14 protein-coding genes are annotated in these 14,798 nt (G+C 75.8%); 4 read left to right on the forward strand and 10 right to left on the reverse strand.

Translation table 11 applies throughout. The annotated features are described in order from the left end of the window. Window positions 1-6: 6 nt before the first annotated feature. Window positions 7-1,410 carry a GABA permease gene (gene gabP / locus DMP17_RS23390; RefSeq protein WP_226353952.1) on the reverse strand — a complete coding sequence of 468 codons (1,404 nt, stop codon included), beginning with the start codon at window positions 1,408-1,410 and terminating at the stop codon, window positions 7-9. A gap of 122 nt (window positions 1,411-1,532) precedes the next feature. Between gabP and DMP17_RS23395 the strand changes: the two genes are divergently transcribed. Then, window positions 1,533-2,165 carry a TenA family protein gene (locus DMP17_RS23395; protein ID WP_337830625.1) on the forward strand — a complete coding sequence of 211 codons (633 nt, stop codon included), beginning with the start codon at window positions 1,533-1,535 and terminating at the stop codon, window positions 2,163-2,165. Here the strand turns inward: DMP17_RS23395 and DMP17_RS23400 are convergent. Continuing rightward, window positions 2,153-2,587, reverse strand: a complete 435-nt coding sequence (locus DMP17_RS23400) for a thioesterase, FlK family (RefSeq protein WP_226353954.1) — start codon at window positions 2,585-2,587, stop codon at window positions 2,153-2,155. The genes DMP17_RS23395 and DMP17_RS23400 overlap by 13 nt on opposite strands. 83 nt (window positions 2,588-2,670) lie before the next feature. Here DMP17_RS23400 and DMP17_RS23405 point away from each other — a divergent pair, with 83 nt between their 5' ends. Further along, the gene (locus DMP17_RS23405; protein ID WP_337830626.1) at window positions 2,671-3,630 is read left to right on the forward strand and encodes an FAD-dependent oxidoreductase; all 960 of its coding nucleotides are present in this window, start codon (window positions 2,671-2,673) and stop codon (window positions 3,628-3,630) included. Window positions 3,631-3,635: 5 nt separating this feature from the next. Here DMP17_RS23405 and DMP17_RS23410 read toward each other — a convergent pair whose 3' ends face one another. Both DMP17_RS23410 and DMP17_RS23415 read right to left on the reverse strand, forming a co-directional pair. Continuing rightward, on the reverse strand, window positions 3,636-4,409 hold the full coding sequence (locus DMP17_RS23410) for an SDR family NAD(P)-dependent oxidoreductase (RefSeq protein WP_226367706.1): 774 nt from the start codon (window positions 4,407-4,409) through the stop codon (window positions 3,636-3,638). A gap of 24 nt (window positions 4,410-4,433) precedes the next feature. Then, window positions 4,434-4,877: a VOC family protein gene (locus DMP17_RS23415; RefSeq protein ID WP_337830627.1), complete on the reverse strand. Its 444-nt coding sequence runs from the start codon at window positions 4,875-4,877 to the stop codon at window positions 4,434-4,436. A 113-nt stretch (window positions 4,878-4,990) separates the two neighbouring features. Between DMP17_RS23415 and DMP17_RS23420 the strand changes: the two genes are divergently transcribed. Further along, on the forward strand, window positions 4,991-5,977 hold the full coding sequence (locus DMP17_RS23420) for an AraC family transcriptional regulator (protein WP_337830628.1): 987 nt from the start codon (window positions 4,991-4,993) through the stop codon (window positions 5,975-5,977). A 10-nt stretch (window positions 5,978-5,987) separates the two neighbouring features. On the opposite strand, the gene DMP17_RS23425 is transcribed toward DMP17_RS23420, so the two are convergent. The 6 genes from DMP17_RS23425 to DMP17_RS23450 form a co-directional block, all read right to left on the reverse strand. Next, window positions 5,988-6,479 (reverse strand): GNAT family N-acetyltransferase, encoded by a 492-nt coding sequence (locus DMP17_RS23425; protein WP_226353958.1) that lies wholly within the window; start codon window positions 6,477-6,479, stop codon window positions 5,988-5,990. 308 nt (window positions 6,480-6,787) lie between these two features. Continuing rightward, on the reverse strand, window positions 6,788-8,431 hold the full coding sequence (locus tag DMP17_RS23430) for an AMP-binding protein (RefSeq protein ID WP_337830629.1): 1,644 nt from the start codon (window positions 8,429-8,431) through the stop codon (window positions 6,788-6,790). A 56-nt stretch (window positions 8,432-8,487) separates the two neighbouring features. Beyond that, the gene (locus tag DMP17_RS23435) at window positions 8,488-8,967 is read right to left on the reverse strand and encodes a YbjN domain-containing protein (protein WP_226353960.1); all 480 of its coding nucleotides are present in this window, start codon (window positions 8,965-8,967) and stop codon (window positions 8,488-8,490) included. Next, window positions 8,964-10,238 (reverse strand): D-inositol-3-phosphate glycosyltransferase, encoded by a 1,275-nt coding sequence (mshA, locus tag DMP17_RS23440; RefSeq protein WP_226353961.1) that lies wholly within the window; start codon window positions 10,236-10,238, stop codon window positions 8,964-8,966. Before mshA ends, DMP17_RS23435 begins: the two co-directional genes overlap by 4 nt. Further along, the gene (locus DMP17_RS23445; protein ID WP_443217971.1) at window positions 10,235-13,045 is read right to left on the reverse strand and encodes a sacsin N-terminal ATP-binding-like domain-containing protein; all 2,811 of its coding nucleotides are present in this window, start codon (window positions 13,043-13,045) and stop codon (window positions 10,235-10,237) included. Before DMP17_RS23445 ends, mshA begins: the two co-directional genes overlap by 4 nt. Next, entirely contained in the window at window positions 13,042-13,875 is an 834-nt protein-coding gene (locus DMP17_RS23450; protein WP_308253049.1) for a DUF3027 domain-containing protein, read from the reverse strand. The genes DMP17_RS23445 and DMP17_RS23450 overlap by 4 nt, the downstream gene beginning before the upstream one ends. 39 nt (window positions 13,876-13,914) lie before the next feature. On the opposite strand from DMP17_RS23450, the gene DMP17_RS23455 reads away from it, so the two are divergent. Further along, a complete protein-coding gene (locus DMP17_RS23455; RefSeq protein ID WP_226353963.1) occupies window positions 13,915-14,739 on the forward strand; it encodes a glutaminyl-peptide cyclotransferase in 825 nt (274 codons plus the stop codon). Window positions 14,740-14,798: the final 59 nt, after the last annotated feature.

The following is a 14,798-nucleotide window of genomic DNA, read 5'->3' on the forward strand; positions in this document are numbered from 1 at the left end:
GTGGGGTCACCGCACGGCGGCCCGCGCGCGACGCCGGGTGAGCAGCACGCCGACACCCACGACACCGGCCGCGATGAGCGCGGTCATGCCCAGCTCGAAGCGCGAGCCCTCGCGGGTGGCCATGTAGACGAGCACCACCGGGATCACGACGATCACCGCCCAGGTGAGCACCGGGTAGCCCCACATCCGCACCGGCATCGCGACGCCGTCGCGCTCCAGCACCCGGCGCATCCGCAGCTGGGACACCGCGATGACCAGGTAGACCAGCAGCGCGATCGCGCCGGAGGTCGCGAGCAGCGCGGCGAAGACCTCCTCCGGGAAGGCGTAGTTCGCGATCACCGCGACGAACCCGACCAGCGTCGACCCGAGCACCGCGAACCGCGGCACGCCCTGGGAGGTGGTCCGGTTGACCAGGTCCGGGGCCTGCCCGCGGCGGCCGAGCGAGAACAGCATCCGCGACGCCGTGTACAGCGCCGAGTTCAGGCAGCTGGCGACGGCGACGAGCACCACGACGTCGACGATCAGCTTGGCCGACGGGACGCCCAGCGCCTCCAGGGCCGCCTGGTAGGAGCCGACCTCGGGCAGCCGCGGGTCGTTCCACGGCACGATCGCGACGACGAGCAGGATCGAGGCCAGGTAGAACACCGCGATCCGCCAGATCACCGAGCGGGTGGCCCGGCCGATCCCGCGGGCCGGGTCGCCGGACTCCGCGGCCGCGATCGTGACGATCTCGGTGCCCATGAAGCTGAACATCGTCACCAGCACCGCGGCGACCACCGCGCCCGGCCCGTTCGGCAGGAACCCGCCCTCGGACACCAGCCGGGACAGCCCCGACACCGACGAGTCGTCGCCGACGAAGCCGGGCAGCAGGCCCAGCACCGCCAGCACCCCGACGACGATGAACGCGATGATCGCGACCACCTTGAGCAGGGCGAACCAGAACTCGAACTCGCCGTAGTTGGCGACGGAGAACAGGTTGGTCACCGTCAGCAGCACGGTGACGGCCAGCGCCCAGCCCCACTGCGGCACCCCGGGCAGCCACGAGTTGAGGATGACCGCGGCCGCGGTGGCCTCCACCGGGATCACGAGGACCCAGAACCACCAGTACAGCCAGCCGACGGTGAACCCGGCCCACGGCCCGATCGCCCGGTCGGCGTAGGTGGAGAACGAGCCGGAGTCCGGCTGCGCGGCCGCCATCTCGCCGAGCATCCGCATGACCAGCACGACCAGCGTCCCGGCGAAGAGGTAGGCCAGCAGCACCGCGGGGCCCGCGGTGGCGATCGCGCTGCCGGAGCCGATGAACAGCCCGGCGCCGATCACCCCGGCGATGCTGATCATCGTGACGTGCCGGTCGCGCAGCCCCGCCTTCAGCTCGCCACCGGCCTCCGGCCGGTTCGCGGTCTCCGTCATGGCGCCTCCCCCTCCTCGGTGCCACAGCCGGCGGTGGCCGGTGCGTTGCGCAATGGTCACCCGGGCGTCGCCCGTTGTCACACCCCGGGCCGCGTCCGGGGGAGGCGCCTAGCCTGGGCGGCATGGGATTCAGCGCGCAGCTGCGCGAGTCGACGGCCGCGACCTGGGACGCGGCGGTCGGGCACCGGTTCGTCGACGAGCTGTGGTCCGGCGCTCTGGACCGCGGCGTGCTGCGGCACTACCTGGAGCAGGACCTGCAGTTCGTCGACTCGTTCCTCGCGCTGCTCGGCGCCGCCGTCGCGACGGCCGACCGGCCCGGCCCGCGGGTCCGGCTGGCCCGTCAGCTCGGGCTGGTCGCGGGCCCGGAGAACGACTACTTCGAGCGCTCGCTCGGTGAGCTGGACGGGAACGCCGAGCCGGAGCGGACCGCGCCGACCGTCGGGTTCGTCGACCTGATGGACGAGGCCCGCGACGCCGGGTACGCCGAGACCCTCGCCATGCTGGTCGTCGCCGAGTGGCTGTACCTGGACTGGGCGACCCGGCCGGGCGCCACCACCCCCGACGACCGGATCTCCCGCGAGTGGATCGAGCTGCACCGCGGCGTCGAGTTCGAGGAGTGGGTCGCGTTCCTGCGCGACGAGCTCGACCGCGCCGCCGACCGGCTCGACCCCGTCCACCGGGAGCGGGTCGCGGCGCTGTTCGTCCGCGCGGTGGACCTGGAGCTGGCGTTCTTCGACGCCGCCTACCCCGGCTGAAAGCCGACGACGGCCTTCACGACCTGGGCCCGGGCGACGACGACGCCGTCGCAGACGGCCGTCACCGAGGTGAACGCGGACCGGCCGGTGCGCCGGTCGAGCGTTCCGCGGAACGCGACCTCCCGGCCCCGCGGGGCCTGCGCGGGCAGCGTGACCGCGGTGGACACCGACACCGCGTGCTCGGCCTCGGTGAGGTGCGGCAGGACGGCGAGCAGCGCGGCCACCTCCAGCCCGACGGCCAGCGCACCGGCGTGCGCGCCGCCCGCGCCGCCGTCGGCGAGCTCGTCGACGGTGAACGCGACCCCGGCGGCCGGGTCGGCGTCGTCGAGCAGCCGGGCGCCCAGCGCGGCCTGCAGCGGGACGGCGAGGACGAGCGCGGCCCGGCGGGCCAGTGCCGGGCCGGTCAGCAGCGGTGCGGTCACCGGGCCGAGTGTGCGCCCCGGGGGTGGCCGGGCGCCGACGTCCGGATGACGATCCGGGGCCTGTGGCTGCGAGGATCGCCGGCATGGGAGGCAACCGACGGGCGGTGGTGGTCGGCGCCGGGATCGCGGGCCTGAGCTGCGCGGTCCGGCTGCGGGAACGGGGCTGGTCGGTGCGGGTGCTGGCCGACGCGCCGGTGGAGGCGTCGACGTCGCACCTGGCCGCGGCCGTGTGGTTCCCGACCCGCGCCGGGCCGCGGGAGAAGGTCCTCGACTGGGGCCGGCGCACCTTCACCGAGCTGGCCCGCCAGGCCGCCGACGGCGTCCCCGGCGTCGTGATGCGGGAGTCGCTGACCCTCTACCGGGCCGAGCCGGAGCCGCAGTGGTGGGCCGGCGCCGTCGGCGAGGTCCGCCCGGCCCGGCCCGGCGAGCTGCCGCCCGGCTACGCCCACGGCCTGCGCTTCACGGTGCCGCTGGTCGAGATGCCGGTGCACCTGCCCTGGCTGGCCGCCGAGGCCGGGCGCCGCGGGATCGTCCTGGAACGCCGCCGCGTCACCTCGCTCGACGAGGCCGGGCGGGACGCCGACCTCGTCGTGCACTGCTCCGGGATGGGCGCGCGCACCCTGGTCGGTGACACCACGGTGACCCCGGTGCGGGGGCAGATCGTGCGCGTCACCAACCCCGGTCTGACGATGTCGGTCCGCGACGAGGCGCACCCCGACGGACGCGCGTACGTGCACCCCCGCGCGCACGACTGCGTCCTCGGCGGCACCCTCGACGACGGCGTCTGGGACGCGACGCCGGACCCGGCCGCGGGCGAGGCGATCCTGCGGCGCTGCCGCGACATCGTCCCCGCCCTGCGCGACGCGGAGGTCCTGGAGCACCTCGCGGGCCTGCGCCCGGCCCGCCCGGAGGTGCGGCTGGAGGCCGAGCCCGCCACCGCGACCCGGCCGCGGGTGATCCACGACTACGGGCACGGCGGCTCCGGCATCACCCTGTCCTGGGGCTGCGCCGACGACGTCGCGGACCTCGCCGACGCCCCCTGACCCGGTCAGGACATCCGCGGCTGCCCGTTCGACGCGGACAGCCCGCCGTCGACGGGCAGGTTGACCCCGGTGACGAACCGCGCGTCGGGCCCGGCGAGGAAGGCGATCACGTCGGCGACCTCGGCGGGGTCGCCGCCGCGGCCCATTGGGATGCGGTCGGCGAAGCGGGCCATCAGGTCCTCGTCGCCGGTCATGCCCTCGGTCATCTCCGTGTGGGTCAGCGACGGGCTGACCGCGTTGACCCGGATCCCCTCGCCGCCGTGGTCGAGCGCCATCGCCCGGGTGAGGTTGACGACGGCGCCCTTCGCCGAGTTGTAGGCGACGTTCGCCCAGTCCCCGCCCAGCCCGGACACCGAGGTCACGTTCACGATCGAGCCCCGGGTCGCGCGCAGGTGCGGCACCGCGGCGCGGGACGCGAAGAAGACCCCGTCGACGTCGACGGCGTGCACGAACCGCCACTGCTCGGTCGAGGTCTGCTCCGCGGTGCCCGGCCGGGCCACCGCCGCGTTGTTGACCAGCGTGTCCAGCCGCCCGAAGCCGGACGCGACCTCGTCGACGAGGTGGGTGATCGCCTCCTCGTCGGACGAGTCGGCGACCAGCACGTGCATCCGGTCGGCGACCGCCGGGTCGGCGCCGGCCACCACGTCGTCGAGCTTCTCCTTCGTCCGCCCGGTCAGCACGACCGTGGCCCCGTCCGCCGCGAACCGCCGCGCGGTGGCGGCGCCGATGCCCGAGCCCGCTCCGGTGACGATCGCGACCGTGCCGTCCTTCGTTCCCATGATCGGCGGATACCCGCGGTGGGCTCACACGATGCAGAAGTCGTTGCCCTCCGGGTCGGCCATCCACAGGTGGTCCACATGTGGAGAACCCGGGGACAGGTGCTCCTCGACGACCCGGGCGCCGAGCGCACACAGCCGCCGGGCCTCCGCCGCCAGGCGCTCGCCGCGCAGCTCGGCGGGCAGGTGTCGGCCGCCGGAGACCTGCAGGTCCAGGTGCAGCCGGTTCTTCACCGTGCGCGGCTCGTCGACCCGCAGGAACGAGATCCGCGGGCCCGCGCCGTCCGGGTCGCTGATCGCGGCGACGTCGCCCCACTCGTCGGCGGGCACCTCGTGGTGGACCATCCACGCCTCCCAGGTCTCGAACCCGGTCGGCGGAGGGGCGGCGGCGTAGCCGAGCGCGGCGCTCCAGAACTCCGCGAGCAGGCGTGCGTCGGCACAGTCGACGGTGATCGTCCAGGGGGTCGCCATGGGTGGAGGCTACGGCCGGGCCCCGACCCTTCCGCGGTGACGCGGGTCGCGCCGACGCCCGGTGGCGGGGTAGCTTTCCGCATCCGATCACCCGGTGCACCGGTGGAGGGCGAGTGAACGGACAACCGCCCGGCAACGGAGTGCGACGCCTGAGCCTCCGCATGGGGTCGGCGGCCGACGTCGAACGGTTCGCCGCGGAGTTCTACGCGGGCGCGGTCGTCCGGCCGATGGGCGACGGCCGCGACTTCGAGGTGGGGAACGAGACCGTCGCCGCGCCGGGGTTCTCGCTGAGCGACCTGTGGGTCACCGCCGAGATCGACGCGACGGTCGACCCGGTCGAGAACGACTTCATGATCGACCTGGTCCAGGGCGGACGCATGCGCCTGGACACCGAGGCGTACGGCACCGTGCTGCTGCAGCCCGGCGACGTCGGCGTGCTCCCGCCCGAGGGCCGCTTCCGGGACCTCGCCGAGGACATCGACCTCGACGTCGTCGCCCTCGACACGGCGGCCCTGACCCGCTGGGCCGGGCAGGTGCACGGCGTCGCGGTCGACCGGGTGCGGCTGTCCGGGATCACCCCGCTGAGCGGGGCGCACGCGCAGCGCTGGGCCGCGACCGTGGTGCACGTGCGCGACCGGGTGCTCGGCAACCCGATGCTGCTCGACGGGTCCGTCGCCGTCGACGAGGCGTTCGGGCTGCTGGCGTCGCGGTTCCTGGAGACGTTCCCGAACACCGTGCTCGACGAGGTCACCCGGCGCGGCCGGACCCGCACCCCGGCCCTGCCCGCCCGGCTGGTCCGCCGCGTCACCGAGCACCTGCGCGCCCACGCGCACCGCCCCGTCGACCCCGCGGAGCTGGCCCGGCTGACCGGGGGCCCGGCCCGCGCCGCGGTCGCCGGGCTGCGCCGGGCCGGGACCGACCCGGGCGCCGTGCTGTGGCGGGCCCGGCTCGACGGCGTGCGCGCCGACCTCCGCGCCTCCGGCGACGCGACGTCGGTCGGCCGCATCGCGGGCCGGTGGGGCTTCCTGCGCCCGGGCGGGTTCCGCGTGGCCTACACACGCGCCTTCGGCGAGACCCCCGAGCAGACCGCGGGCCGCTGACACGCGCCCGTCACGCCGAGAACGACGTGCGGGCCTTGGTCAGGTGGACCAGCTCGTAGGTGCCGGCACCCGTCCGGTGCGTCTCGACGTAGCCGGCCCGCCGGTACAGGCGGAGGTTGCCCGCGCTGTGCTCACCGGTGAACAGCGCGACCGTCGTCACGGCGTCGCCGAGCCGGCCCTCCGCGAACGCGAGCAGCCCGGACCCGAGGCCTGCGCCCTGCCGGTCCGGTGCGACGACCAGGCGGTTCACCCGGGCGACGTCGCCGCGCACCTCGACCCGCACGGCGGCGACGAGCCGCCCCCGGTCGTCGCGGACGCCCCAGGCCGTCACCGAGGCGCGGCCGAGCTCCTCGCGGACCGCGGGCAGCTCCTCGGTCAACGGCGGGAGGGACAGGTCGTCGTGCGCCCGGGCCTCGGTGACGTAGGCGGCCCGCTGCAGCGTGAGGACCTCGCCCGCGTCGGACGGGCCGAGTCGCACGGGGGTGGGGGCGTCGGCGGTCATGGGTACAGGACAGCACGCCGGCGCCGCCGCCCCGCGGATCACCGCGCCCGCCCCGCCGGGTTCGGACGCCGGTGTGCATCGAGCCGGCGCCTGATCGACGTCGGGCCGACCGAGCACGCCGTCGCGACCGCGTCGATCAGTACCTGAGTGCTGTCCGGCCGGGCCGCGAGAGCGCTCAGGTACTGATCGACGTCCCGGATCCGTGCCGGCAGCCCGGGTGCGGGGCCGGGGAAGGGTGTGCCGACGACGGAACGGCGCCGCCCCCGCATCGCTGCAGGTCACGGCGCCGTCCCGGCCGGTCATGCGGGTCAGGCCTTCTCGTTCTCCCGGGCCCGCAGGTCCTTGCGCAGGATCTTGCCCGAGGCCGACTTCGGGATCTGGTCGATGAACTCGACCACGCGCACCTTCTTGTGCGGCGCGACCTTCTCGGCGACGAAGCTCATGACGTCGTCCTCGGTCAGGTCCTCACCCGAGGCCTGCTTCACCACGAACGCCTTCGGGACCTCCTCGCCGTCGGCGTCCTTGACCCCGATGACCGCGGTGTCGGCGATCTTGTCGTGGGTCAGCAGCAGCGCCTCCAGCTCGGCGGGCGGCACCTGGTAGCCCTTGTACTTGATGAGCTCCTTGACCCGGTCGACGATCGAGTAGACGCCCTCGTCGTCGACGACGGCGATGTCACCGGTGTGCAGGAAGCCGTCGGCGTCCTTGGTGGCGTCGGTCGCCTCGGTGTTGTTGAGGTACCCGACCATCACGTTCGGGCCCTTCACCCACAGCTCGCCGCGCTCGCCGACGCCGACCTCCTTGCCGGACTCCGGGTCGACCAGCTTGCACTCGATGTTCGGCAGCGCGAAGCCCGACGAGTTCAGGTCGAGGTCGCCGCGGTCGTCGGGCATGCAGTGGCTGACCGGGGACAGCTCGGTCATGCCGTAGCCCTGCAGCACGGTGCAGTCCAGCCGCTTGGCGACGGCGCGGCCGAGCTCGCCGTCCAGCGGGGCGGCACCGGAGAAGATCGTCTTCACGCAGGACAGGTCGAACTTGTCGATGATCGGGTGCTTGGCCAGCGCGACGGCGACCGGCGGAGCGATGTAGAGCCGGTCGACCTGCAGGTCCTGGGTGATGGTCAGGAACTGCTCGAGGTCGAACTTCGGCATGGTGACGACGGTGGCGCGCGCGTGCAGCCCCTGGTTCATCATCACGGTCATGCCGTAGATGTGGAAGAACGGCAGGAACGCCATGATCTTGGTCTCGCTGGTCACGTCGCCCATGACCTGGATCTGGAGCAGGTTCGCCACCAGGTTGCGGTGGGTCAGCACCACGCCCTTGGCCAGGCCGGTGGTGCCGGAGGAGTAGGGCAGCACCGCGGTGTCGTCCGCGGAGGTGGTGAGCTCCGGTGCCGGCGCGCCCGAGGAGACGAGGTCGCGCAGCGAGTCGTGGCCCTCGGTGGCGTCGATGGTGAGGACGACGTCCTCCGACAGCCCGGCCTCCTTCGCCCCGGCCACGGCGCGGTCGAGGAACGGCGAGACGGTGATGACCATCTTCGCGCCGGAGTCCTTGAGCTGGTGAGCCAGCTCGCCACCGGTGTACATCGAGTTCGCGCTGGTCACGATGCCGTTGGCGCGCAGGATGCCGTGGAACAGCGCCGCCCACTGCGGCAGGTTCGGCGCGAACAGCGCGACGACGTCGCCGGTGCCGATGCCGCGGGCGGCGAGCCCGCCGGCGATCTTCTCGACCAGGCCGTGGAACTCGGTGTAGGTCAGCTGGTCACCGGTGGTGCCGTCGAGGATCGCCGGCGCGTCCGCCCGGTCGCCGAACCCGTCGGCGAACAGGAACTCGGTGAGCGAGACGTCGGGGATCTCGACGTCCGGGTACGGGCTGCGCAACGACAAGGTTCGCTCCTTCGCGAGGTCCTGCGGGCCGGACGTAACGGACGTCCGGTCGGGGGTCCGCGCCATGCTAGGCGCACCCTCCGTGTGCCGTCCGCGTAGCGCGGTGAAAAGTTACCCGTGGGTCACTGGAAGAGGTGCTCGAACGCGGCCAGGTTCGCGGTCGACTCGCCGTTCTCGCTGCGCCAGGCGTACTCGCGGCGGATGGAGGAGGCGAAGCCCAGCTCCAGGAAGGTGTTGAAGTCGCCGTCGGCGGCCTCCAGCACCGAGCCGAGGACACGGTCGAGCTCGTCCGCGGTGACGGCGTGGCGCGCCAGCCGCCCGACGAGGTGGATGTCCCCGACCCGGTCCAGGCAGTAGTGCACGCCGTACAGCTTGGCGTTGCGCAGCAGCATGAACCGGTAGACGCCCTCGTGGTTCTCGTCGGGCCTGCGGCACACGAACGCCTGCACCGCGAGGGTCTGCTCGCGCAGGATCAGCCAGGTCTGGGTCTGGAGCCGGGCCTCGCCGGGGAGGGTGACCAGCCACTGCCCGGGCCCGCGGTGGACGTGCTCGGCGCCGGAGTCGGCCAGCGCGGCCCCGATCCGCTGCTCCAGGTCGCTCATACGTCCCTCCGTCGCCGCGCCGCGAACTCGGTGCGGGCCTCGTCGTAGGCGCCCAGCAGGGCGTCGGTCGTGCGGTCCCAGGAGAAGCGGTGCGCGTGCGTCGCCGCGGTCCGCCCCATCTGCTCGCGACGGCCCGGGTCGAGCGCGAGCTCGCCCAGCGCGTCGGCCCAGTCGGAGATGTCGTGCCCGGTGACGAGCAGCCCGGACCGGCCCTCGGCGACGGCGACCGGCAGCCCGCCCACCCGGGTCGCCACCACCGGCGTCCCGCAGGCCTGGGCCTCCAGCGCGACCAGCCCGAAGGACTCGTTGTGACTCGGGACGGCGACGACGTCGGCCGCCCGGTAGACGGTCACCAGCTCGTCGCCGGCCCGCGGCGGCAGGAACCGGACGAGGTCGGTGATCCCCAGCTCGGCGGCCAGCTCGTGCAGCGACGTCGGCTCGGCCAGCCCGGACCCGGACGGACCGCCCGCGACGAGCACGACGAGGCGCTCCCGCAGCCCCGGTGCGCGCGCGGCCAGCTCGGCGGCGGCGCGCAGCAGCACGTCGGGGGCCTTGAGCCGCTGGATGCGCCCGACGAACGCCAGCACCACCGCCTCGGGGGGCAGGCCCAGCTCGGCGCGGGCCGCGGCGCGGTCCCCGGGCCGGAAGCGGTCGGTGTCAACCCCGGGCGGGATGGTGACGGTGCGGTGCGGGTCGGCGTCGTAGAGGTCCAGCAGCTGCTTGGACTCGATCTCGGTGTTCGCCACCAGCCGGTCGGCCTCGGCGACGACCTGGTCCTCGCCGATCACCCGCACCCGCGGCTCGGGGGTGTCCCCGGCGGCGAGCGCGGCGTTCTTGACCTTGGCCAGGGTGTGCGCGGAGTGCACCAGCGGCACCCCCCAGCGGTCCCGGGCCAGCCAGCCGACCTGACCGGACAGCCAGTAGTGGGAGTGCACGACGTCGTACCAGCCCGGGTCGTGGCGGGCCTCGGCCCGCAGCACCCCGGCGGTGAAGGCGCACAGCTGGCTCGGCAGGTCGTCCTTGCCGAGGCCCTCGAAGGGGCCCGCGGCGACGAACCGGACCGTCGCGCCCGGCTCCAGCTCGACCGTCGGTGGCTGCTCCGACGACGTGGCGCGGGTGAAGATCTCCGCCTCGACGCCGCGGCGGGCCATCCGGATCGCCGTCTGCGCGACGTAGACGTTCATCCCACCGGCGTCGCCGGTGCCGGGCTGCTCGGTCGGGGAGGTGTGCACCGACAGCACCGCGACCCGTCGGGGCAGTCGCTCACTCACCGGAGCATCCTGACACGGCGCCGGACCGCCAGCGCAGCCACCAGCGCCCGCAGCGGGTCCGCGGCGTGCCAGTCGTCGCCGCGGCCGGGCCAGGCCGGGACGGTCACCGTCCCGCCGTCGTCGAGGTCGACGACCAGCTCGTCGTGCCGGTGCAGCCGCCCCGGGGGCGCGGTCTCCCCCAGCGCGGCCAGTGCCAGGACGACCTCGGGGTCGGCGGTCCACGGGCCGGGGGTGCCGGTGCCGCGGGCGGTCCCGGCGACCCGGTCCGAGGCCAGCGGCACGTCGAGCAGCTCCGCGAGGGCGGCGGGGTCGGGCCCGCCGGGGACGGCGGGCAGCGCGTCCAGCGCGGGCAGCACCCACGGCGCGTCGAGGACGACGGCGCGGTCGGTCGGCGCGACCGACCCGGTCACCGTGCGGACCCGGTCCGGCGGGTCGACGTCGTCGAGGTCCACCCGGCCGTCGGCGACGGCCGCGGCGAGCGCGGAGTAGGCGGCCGCGGCCACCTCCCCGGTCACCGTGCGGGCCGGGTCGGCGAGCCGGTCGAGCAGCTCGGTGACCTCGTCCGGCCCGTCGACGACGACCCGGTCCCGGACGCCGACGGCGGCGAGCACCGCGTCGTCGACGCCGGGCAGGGCCCCGACCTCGTCGTAGAGCCCGGTCAGCCCGGTCGCCGAGCGCAGCCGCCACGTGCCGGCCAGCCGGCCGTCGAGGCGGACGTGGCGCGACAGCCACCAGGCGGTGTAGCCGGTGAGCGCTGCGGCCCGGGTGTCGCGGTCGCCGGCGAGCAGGGCCAGCGCCGCGGGCCAGCGGTCGTCGGCGACGAGGTCGAGGTCGCGGACGGCGGGCGGCGGGTCGCCGTCGCCGGGGTAGTGCTCGGCGTCGTGCAGCACGTCGGGGTCGAACGCGACGACCGTGAACCGGTCCAGCACGCCCGCGGCGACCAGGGCGTCGCGGGGCACGTCGGCCCACTCCGGCCCCAGCACGCCCACCGGGGCGTCCGGGTCGAGCAGGTCCCGGACGGCGGCGTCGGGCAGGACGAGCTCGTCGGCACGGGCGGGGCGGCCGTCGTCGTCGGTGAGGGCGAGGGCCCCGAACCGCGGGTCCGGCGCGGCGGCGGGGGTGTCGAGCAGGGCGAGGACGGCGCGGGCCGCCGCGGTGGTGTCCAGGCCCGCCTCGGCGTCGTCGACGGACCGCTCGACGGCGGCGTGCAGCGCGGGCGCGTCGAGCAGGGTGTCGCGGTCGGCGTCGGCGGCGCCGAGGCGGCGCAGCAGCGGGTGGACGGCGTCGGGGTGGGCGATCCGCAGCTCGGGGAGCGCCGCCGCCCCGGCCGGGTCGCCCCCGACGGGGAGCAGCACCGAGGCGGGTCCGGGCACCAGGCGGCCGTCGACGAGCGGGACGGGCAGCGCGCCCAGCTCGGCGGCCAGCCCCGGGACGGTGTCGGCGGCCGGGGCGAGCGCCGCGTACAGCTCCCGCCATCGGCCCGGATCCACCTCGACGCCGGTGAGCCGCTCCGCCAGCGCGGCGGGGCCGACCCGGTCCACGCCGAGCCCGGCGGGCGGGACGACCCCGGACGCGACGAGCCGGGCGAACGCCGGACCGGTCGCGGCGAGCAGCTCGGGCAGCCCGTCGGCGGGCACGTCGAGCCACTCGGCCCGCTCCGGTGCGAGCACGTCCGCGTCGCCCGTGGCGGCGGGGAGCCACGGGGTGCGGGTCAGCGCCGCGGTGACCGCCTCGCGCAGCCGGCCGTCGAGCGGCGAGCGCGGGAAGCCCGGCTCCGGCACCAGGGCGGTGCGGTCGGCGGGGCCGACACGCCGGACGAGGTCGGCGTAGGCGGCCGCCGCGGCGTCGACCAGCACGTCGACGCCCGGGTCGTCGGCACGGATCCGACGGCGGTCCGGGTCGAGCGGGAACGGTGCGACCAGCCGGGCGGGCAGCGACAGCTGCTCGGCGCTGCGGGTGGGGGCGTGCAGGACCTCGCCGTCGTCCGGGCCGTACGGGGCGGGCCGGTCGCCGTGCAGCGGCAGCGCCCAGCGGACGCCCGCGTCCCCGGTGACCAGCAGGTACCCGGCGTCGCCGACACGCACCCGGCCGTCGCCGAGGTCGGTGCGGGCGACGGTCACCGGGCCCGCCGTGACCGACTCCAGCCCCGGCAGGGCCAGCAGCAGGTCCCCGGCGGTGCGGGCGAGCTCGTCGAGCAGGTCGTGCGGGTCGGTGCCGGGCGCCGGGCGCAGCCGGACCTCGGTGGCGAACCCGGGCGGCGGCGGTTCCTCCTCCGGCGCGGGCCAGGCCAGCCGCAGCACCGGCACCCGGGCGTCGCGGGCCAGCTCGGCGGCCGCGGCACCGCCCAGCCCGGCCACCTCCACCGCGGTCCGGGCCGCGGAGAACGCGACGCCGCCGGCGGCGGTCACCAGGCGGGGCGCGGTGCAGACGGCGAGGACCGCGGCGAACCCGACGCCGAACCGGCCGGTCGCGCCGGCCGCGTCCCGCTTGGCCGAGGCGCGCAGCGCGGCGAGCGCGGCGACCCCGGCGGCGTCGAGCGGGGCACCGGTGTTGGCGACGCGCAGCTCACCGTCCACCACGACGGCCCGGACCCGGCCGGGAAGGTCCGCGGCGAGCGCGGCGTCGGCGGCGTTCTGGAGCAGTTCGGCGACCCAGGTGTCGGCGTACCCGCCGCGGCGCAGGTCGTCCTCGGCGTTGACGTCCTCCCGGAACCGGGTCGGCGACGACGACCAGGCCGCCAGGACCCCGTCCCGCAGCGCCGCCGTGCCGAACGGGTCGGTGCCGCCCGCGACGCCGGTCGGGCTCAGGACCCGACCGGCTCGAGGTCGACGCCGTCGTCGTAGACCAGGGCCGAGACGTGGACCGGGGAGCCGGACGGCTCGGCGACCGAGGAGTGCGCGCCGCAGCCGAAGCCGACGGCGACGACCTGGGCGTCGGCCGGGGAGGAGCCGTTCGCGCAGACCCCGAACACGCCCTGCAGCGACCCGGCGAGCGGCACCAGGAACCCGCAGGTCCCGCAGGACGCGGGCGCGGACCGGGCGAGGTCGGCGGCCGGGCCGCGCTCCCCGTCCTGCCAGCGCTCGGCGGCGGCGATGCGGCCCTCGAACGACAGCACCCGCTCGCGGCCCAGGCCGACCTCGCGGGCCAGCGCGTCGACGGCCGGGTCCCCGGAGTCGACGTATCCCGGCACCAGGCGGGGGTCGTCGGCCGGGGTGGGCAGCAGGTCGCCGGGCTTGAGGTCACCGGGGCGCACGCGCTGGTCCCACGGCACCCAGTCGGGCGCGACGAGTGCGGTCGAGCCGGGCAGCAGCACCGACTCCGAGACCGTCACCGGACCGTCACCGGCCGCGGCGGCGACGGTGACCGCCCAGCGCCAGCCGCGGTAGCCGGGCAGGTGCGCGGCGAAGGAGTGGGTGACCGAGCCGTCGTCCTCGACGGTCGTGCCCAGGTGCGCGCCGACGGCGGCCACGGCCGCCTCGCCACCCAGCTCGTCGGCCGCCTCCTCGACGGCCGCGGCCCGCGCCTCGTCCACCGCGTCGAACAGGTGCGACGGCGCGGGTGTCACCCGGGGCTGCGGCGTCTCCGCCCGCTCGTCACCGGAGTCGCCGACCTCGACACCCACCTCACCAGTGCTCACCTCACCAGTGTGCCACCCGTGCCCGGGCATCCTGGGCGGGTGCCCGCCCGAGCGCTGCTCCGCCGCCCCTCCGTGACGGGGCTGCTCCCCCTCCTGCTGGCCCTGGCGGCCTGCGGGGCCGCCGCACCGGCGCCGGGTCTGCCCGACCCGGGCCCCGTTCCGGTGGTCCGTCCGCAGGTCCTCGCCGAGATCCCGCACGACCCGCAGGCGTTCACCCAGGGCCTGGAGCTGCGCGACGGGACCCTCTACGAGGGGACCGGCCGGGTGGGGCGCTCGCAGCTGCGCGCGCTGGACCCGGCGACGGGCGCGGTGCGGGCGGCGAGCCCGCTGCCACCGGCGTACTTCGGGGAGGGCATCACCGTCGTCGGGGACCGGATCTGGCAGCTGACCTGGCAGGACGGGGTGGCGGTCGAGTGGGACCGGGCGACGCTGCGGCCACTGCGCGAGGTGCCCGTCGACGGCGAGGGCTGGGGGCTGTGCCTGCTCTCCGGCGGCTCCGGCGACCGCGTGGTGCGCTCGGACGGCACCGACCGGCTGTTCTTCCACGACCCGGCCGACCTGGCGCGGACCGGCTCGGTGGCCGTCACCCTGGACGGCGCCCCGGTGACCCGGCTCAACGAGCTGGAGTGCGTCGGGGACCGGGTGTGGGCCAACGTCTGGCAGACCGACGACCTGGTGCGGATCGACCCGTCGACCGGGGTGGTCGACGCCGTCGTCGACGCGACCGGGCTGCTGCCGGCCGGGCAACGGGCCGGGGCCGACGTGCTCAACGGCATCGCCCACGTCGACGGCGACGAGTACCTGCTCACCGGAAAGCTGTGGCCGACGACGTTCCGGGTGCGGCTCCCGGTGCCCCCGGCCTGACCGGCGCTGCGCCGGGCGGGTGACACCACCCGGCGGGATCGCCGGAACCGTCGGTGCCC

The organism is Pseudonocardia sp. TMWB2A, assembly GCF_017312135.1.

What these genes read in the sequence shown, in the direction of transcription:
- gabP (WP_226353952.1), bottom strand. Translation starts at nt 1,410, where the DNA reads ATGACGGAGACCGCGAACCGGCCGGAGGCCGGTGGCGAGCTGAAGGCG.
- DMP17_RS23395 (WP_337830625.1), top strand. Translation starts at nt 1,533, where the DNA reads ATGGGATTCAGCGCGCAGCTGCGCGAGTCGACGGCCGCGACCTGGGAC.
- DMP17_RS23405 (WP_337830626.1), top strand. Translation starts at nt 2,671, where the DNA reads ATGGGAGGCAACCGACGGGCGGTGGTGGTCGGCGCCGGGATCGCGGGC.
- DMP17_RS23410 (WP_226367706.1), bottom strand. Translation starts at nt 4,409, where the DNA reads ATGGGAACGAAGGACGGCACGGTCGCGATCGTCACCGGAGCGGGCTCG.
- DMP17_RS23415 (WP_337830627.1), bottom strand. Translation starts at nt 4,877, where the DNA reads ATGGCGACCCCCTGGACGATCACCGTCGACTGTGCCGACGCACGCCTG.
- DMP17_RS23425 (WP_226353958.1), bottom strand. Translation starts at nt 6,479, where the DNA reads ATGACCGCCGACGCCCCCACCCCCGTGCGACTCGGCCCGTCCGACGCG.
- DMP17_RS23430 (WP_337830629.1), bottom strand. Translation starts at nt 8,431, where the DNA reads ATGGCGCGGACCCCCGACCGGACGTCCGTTACGTCCGGCCCGCAGGAC.
- DMP17_RS23435 (WP_226353960.1), bottom strand. Translation starts at nt 8,967, where the DNA reads ATGAGCGACCTGGAGCAGCGGATCGGGGCCGCGCTGGCCGACTCCGGC.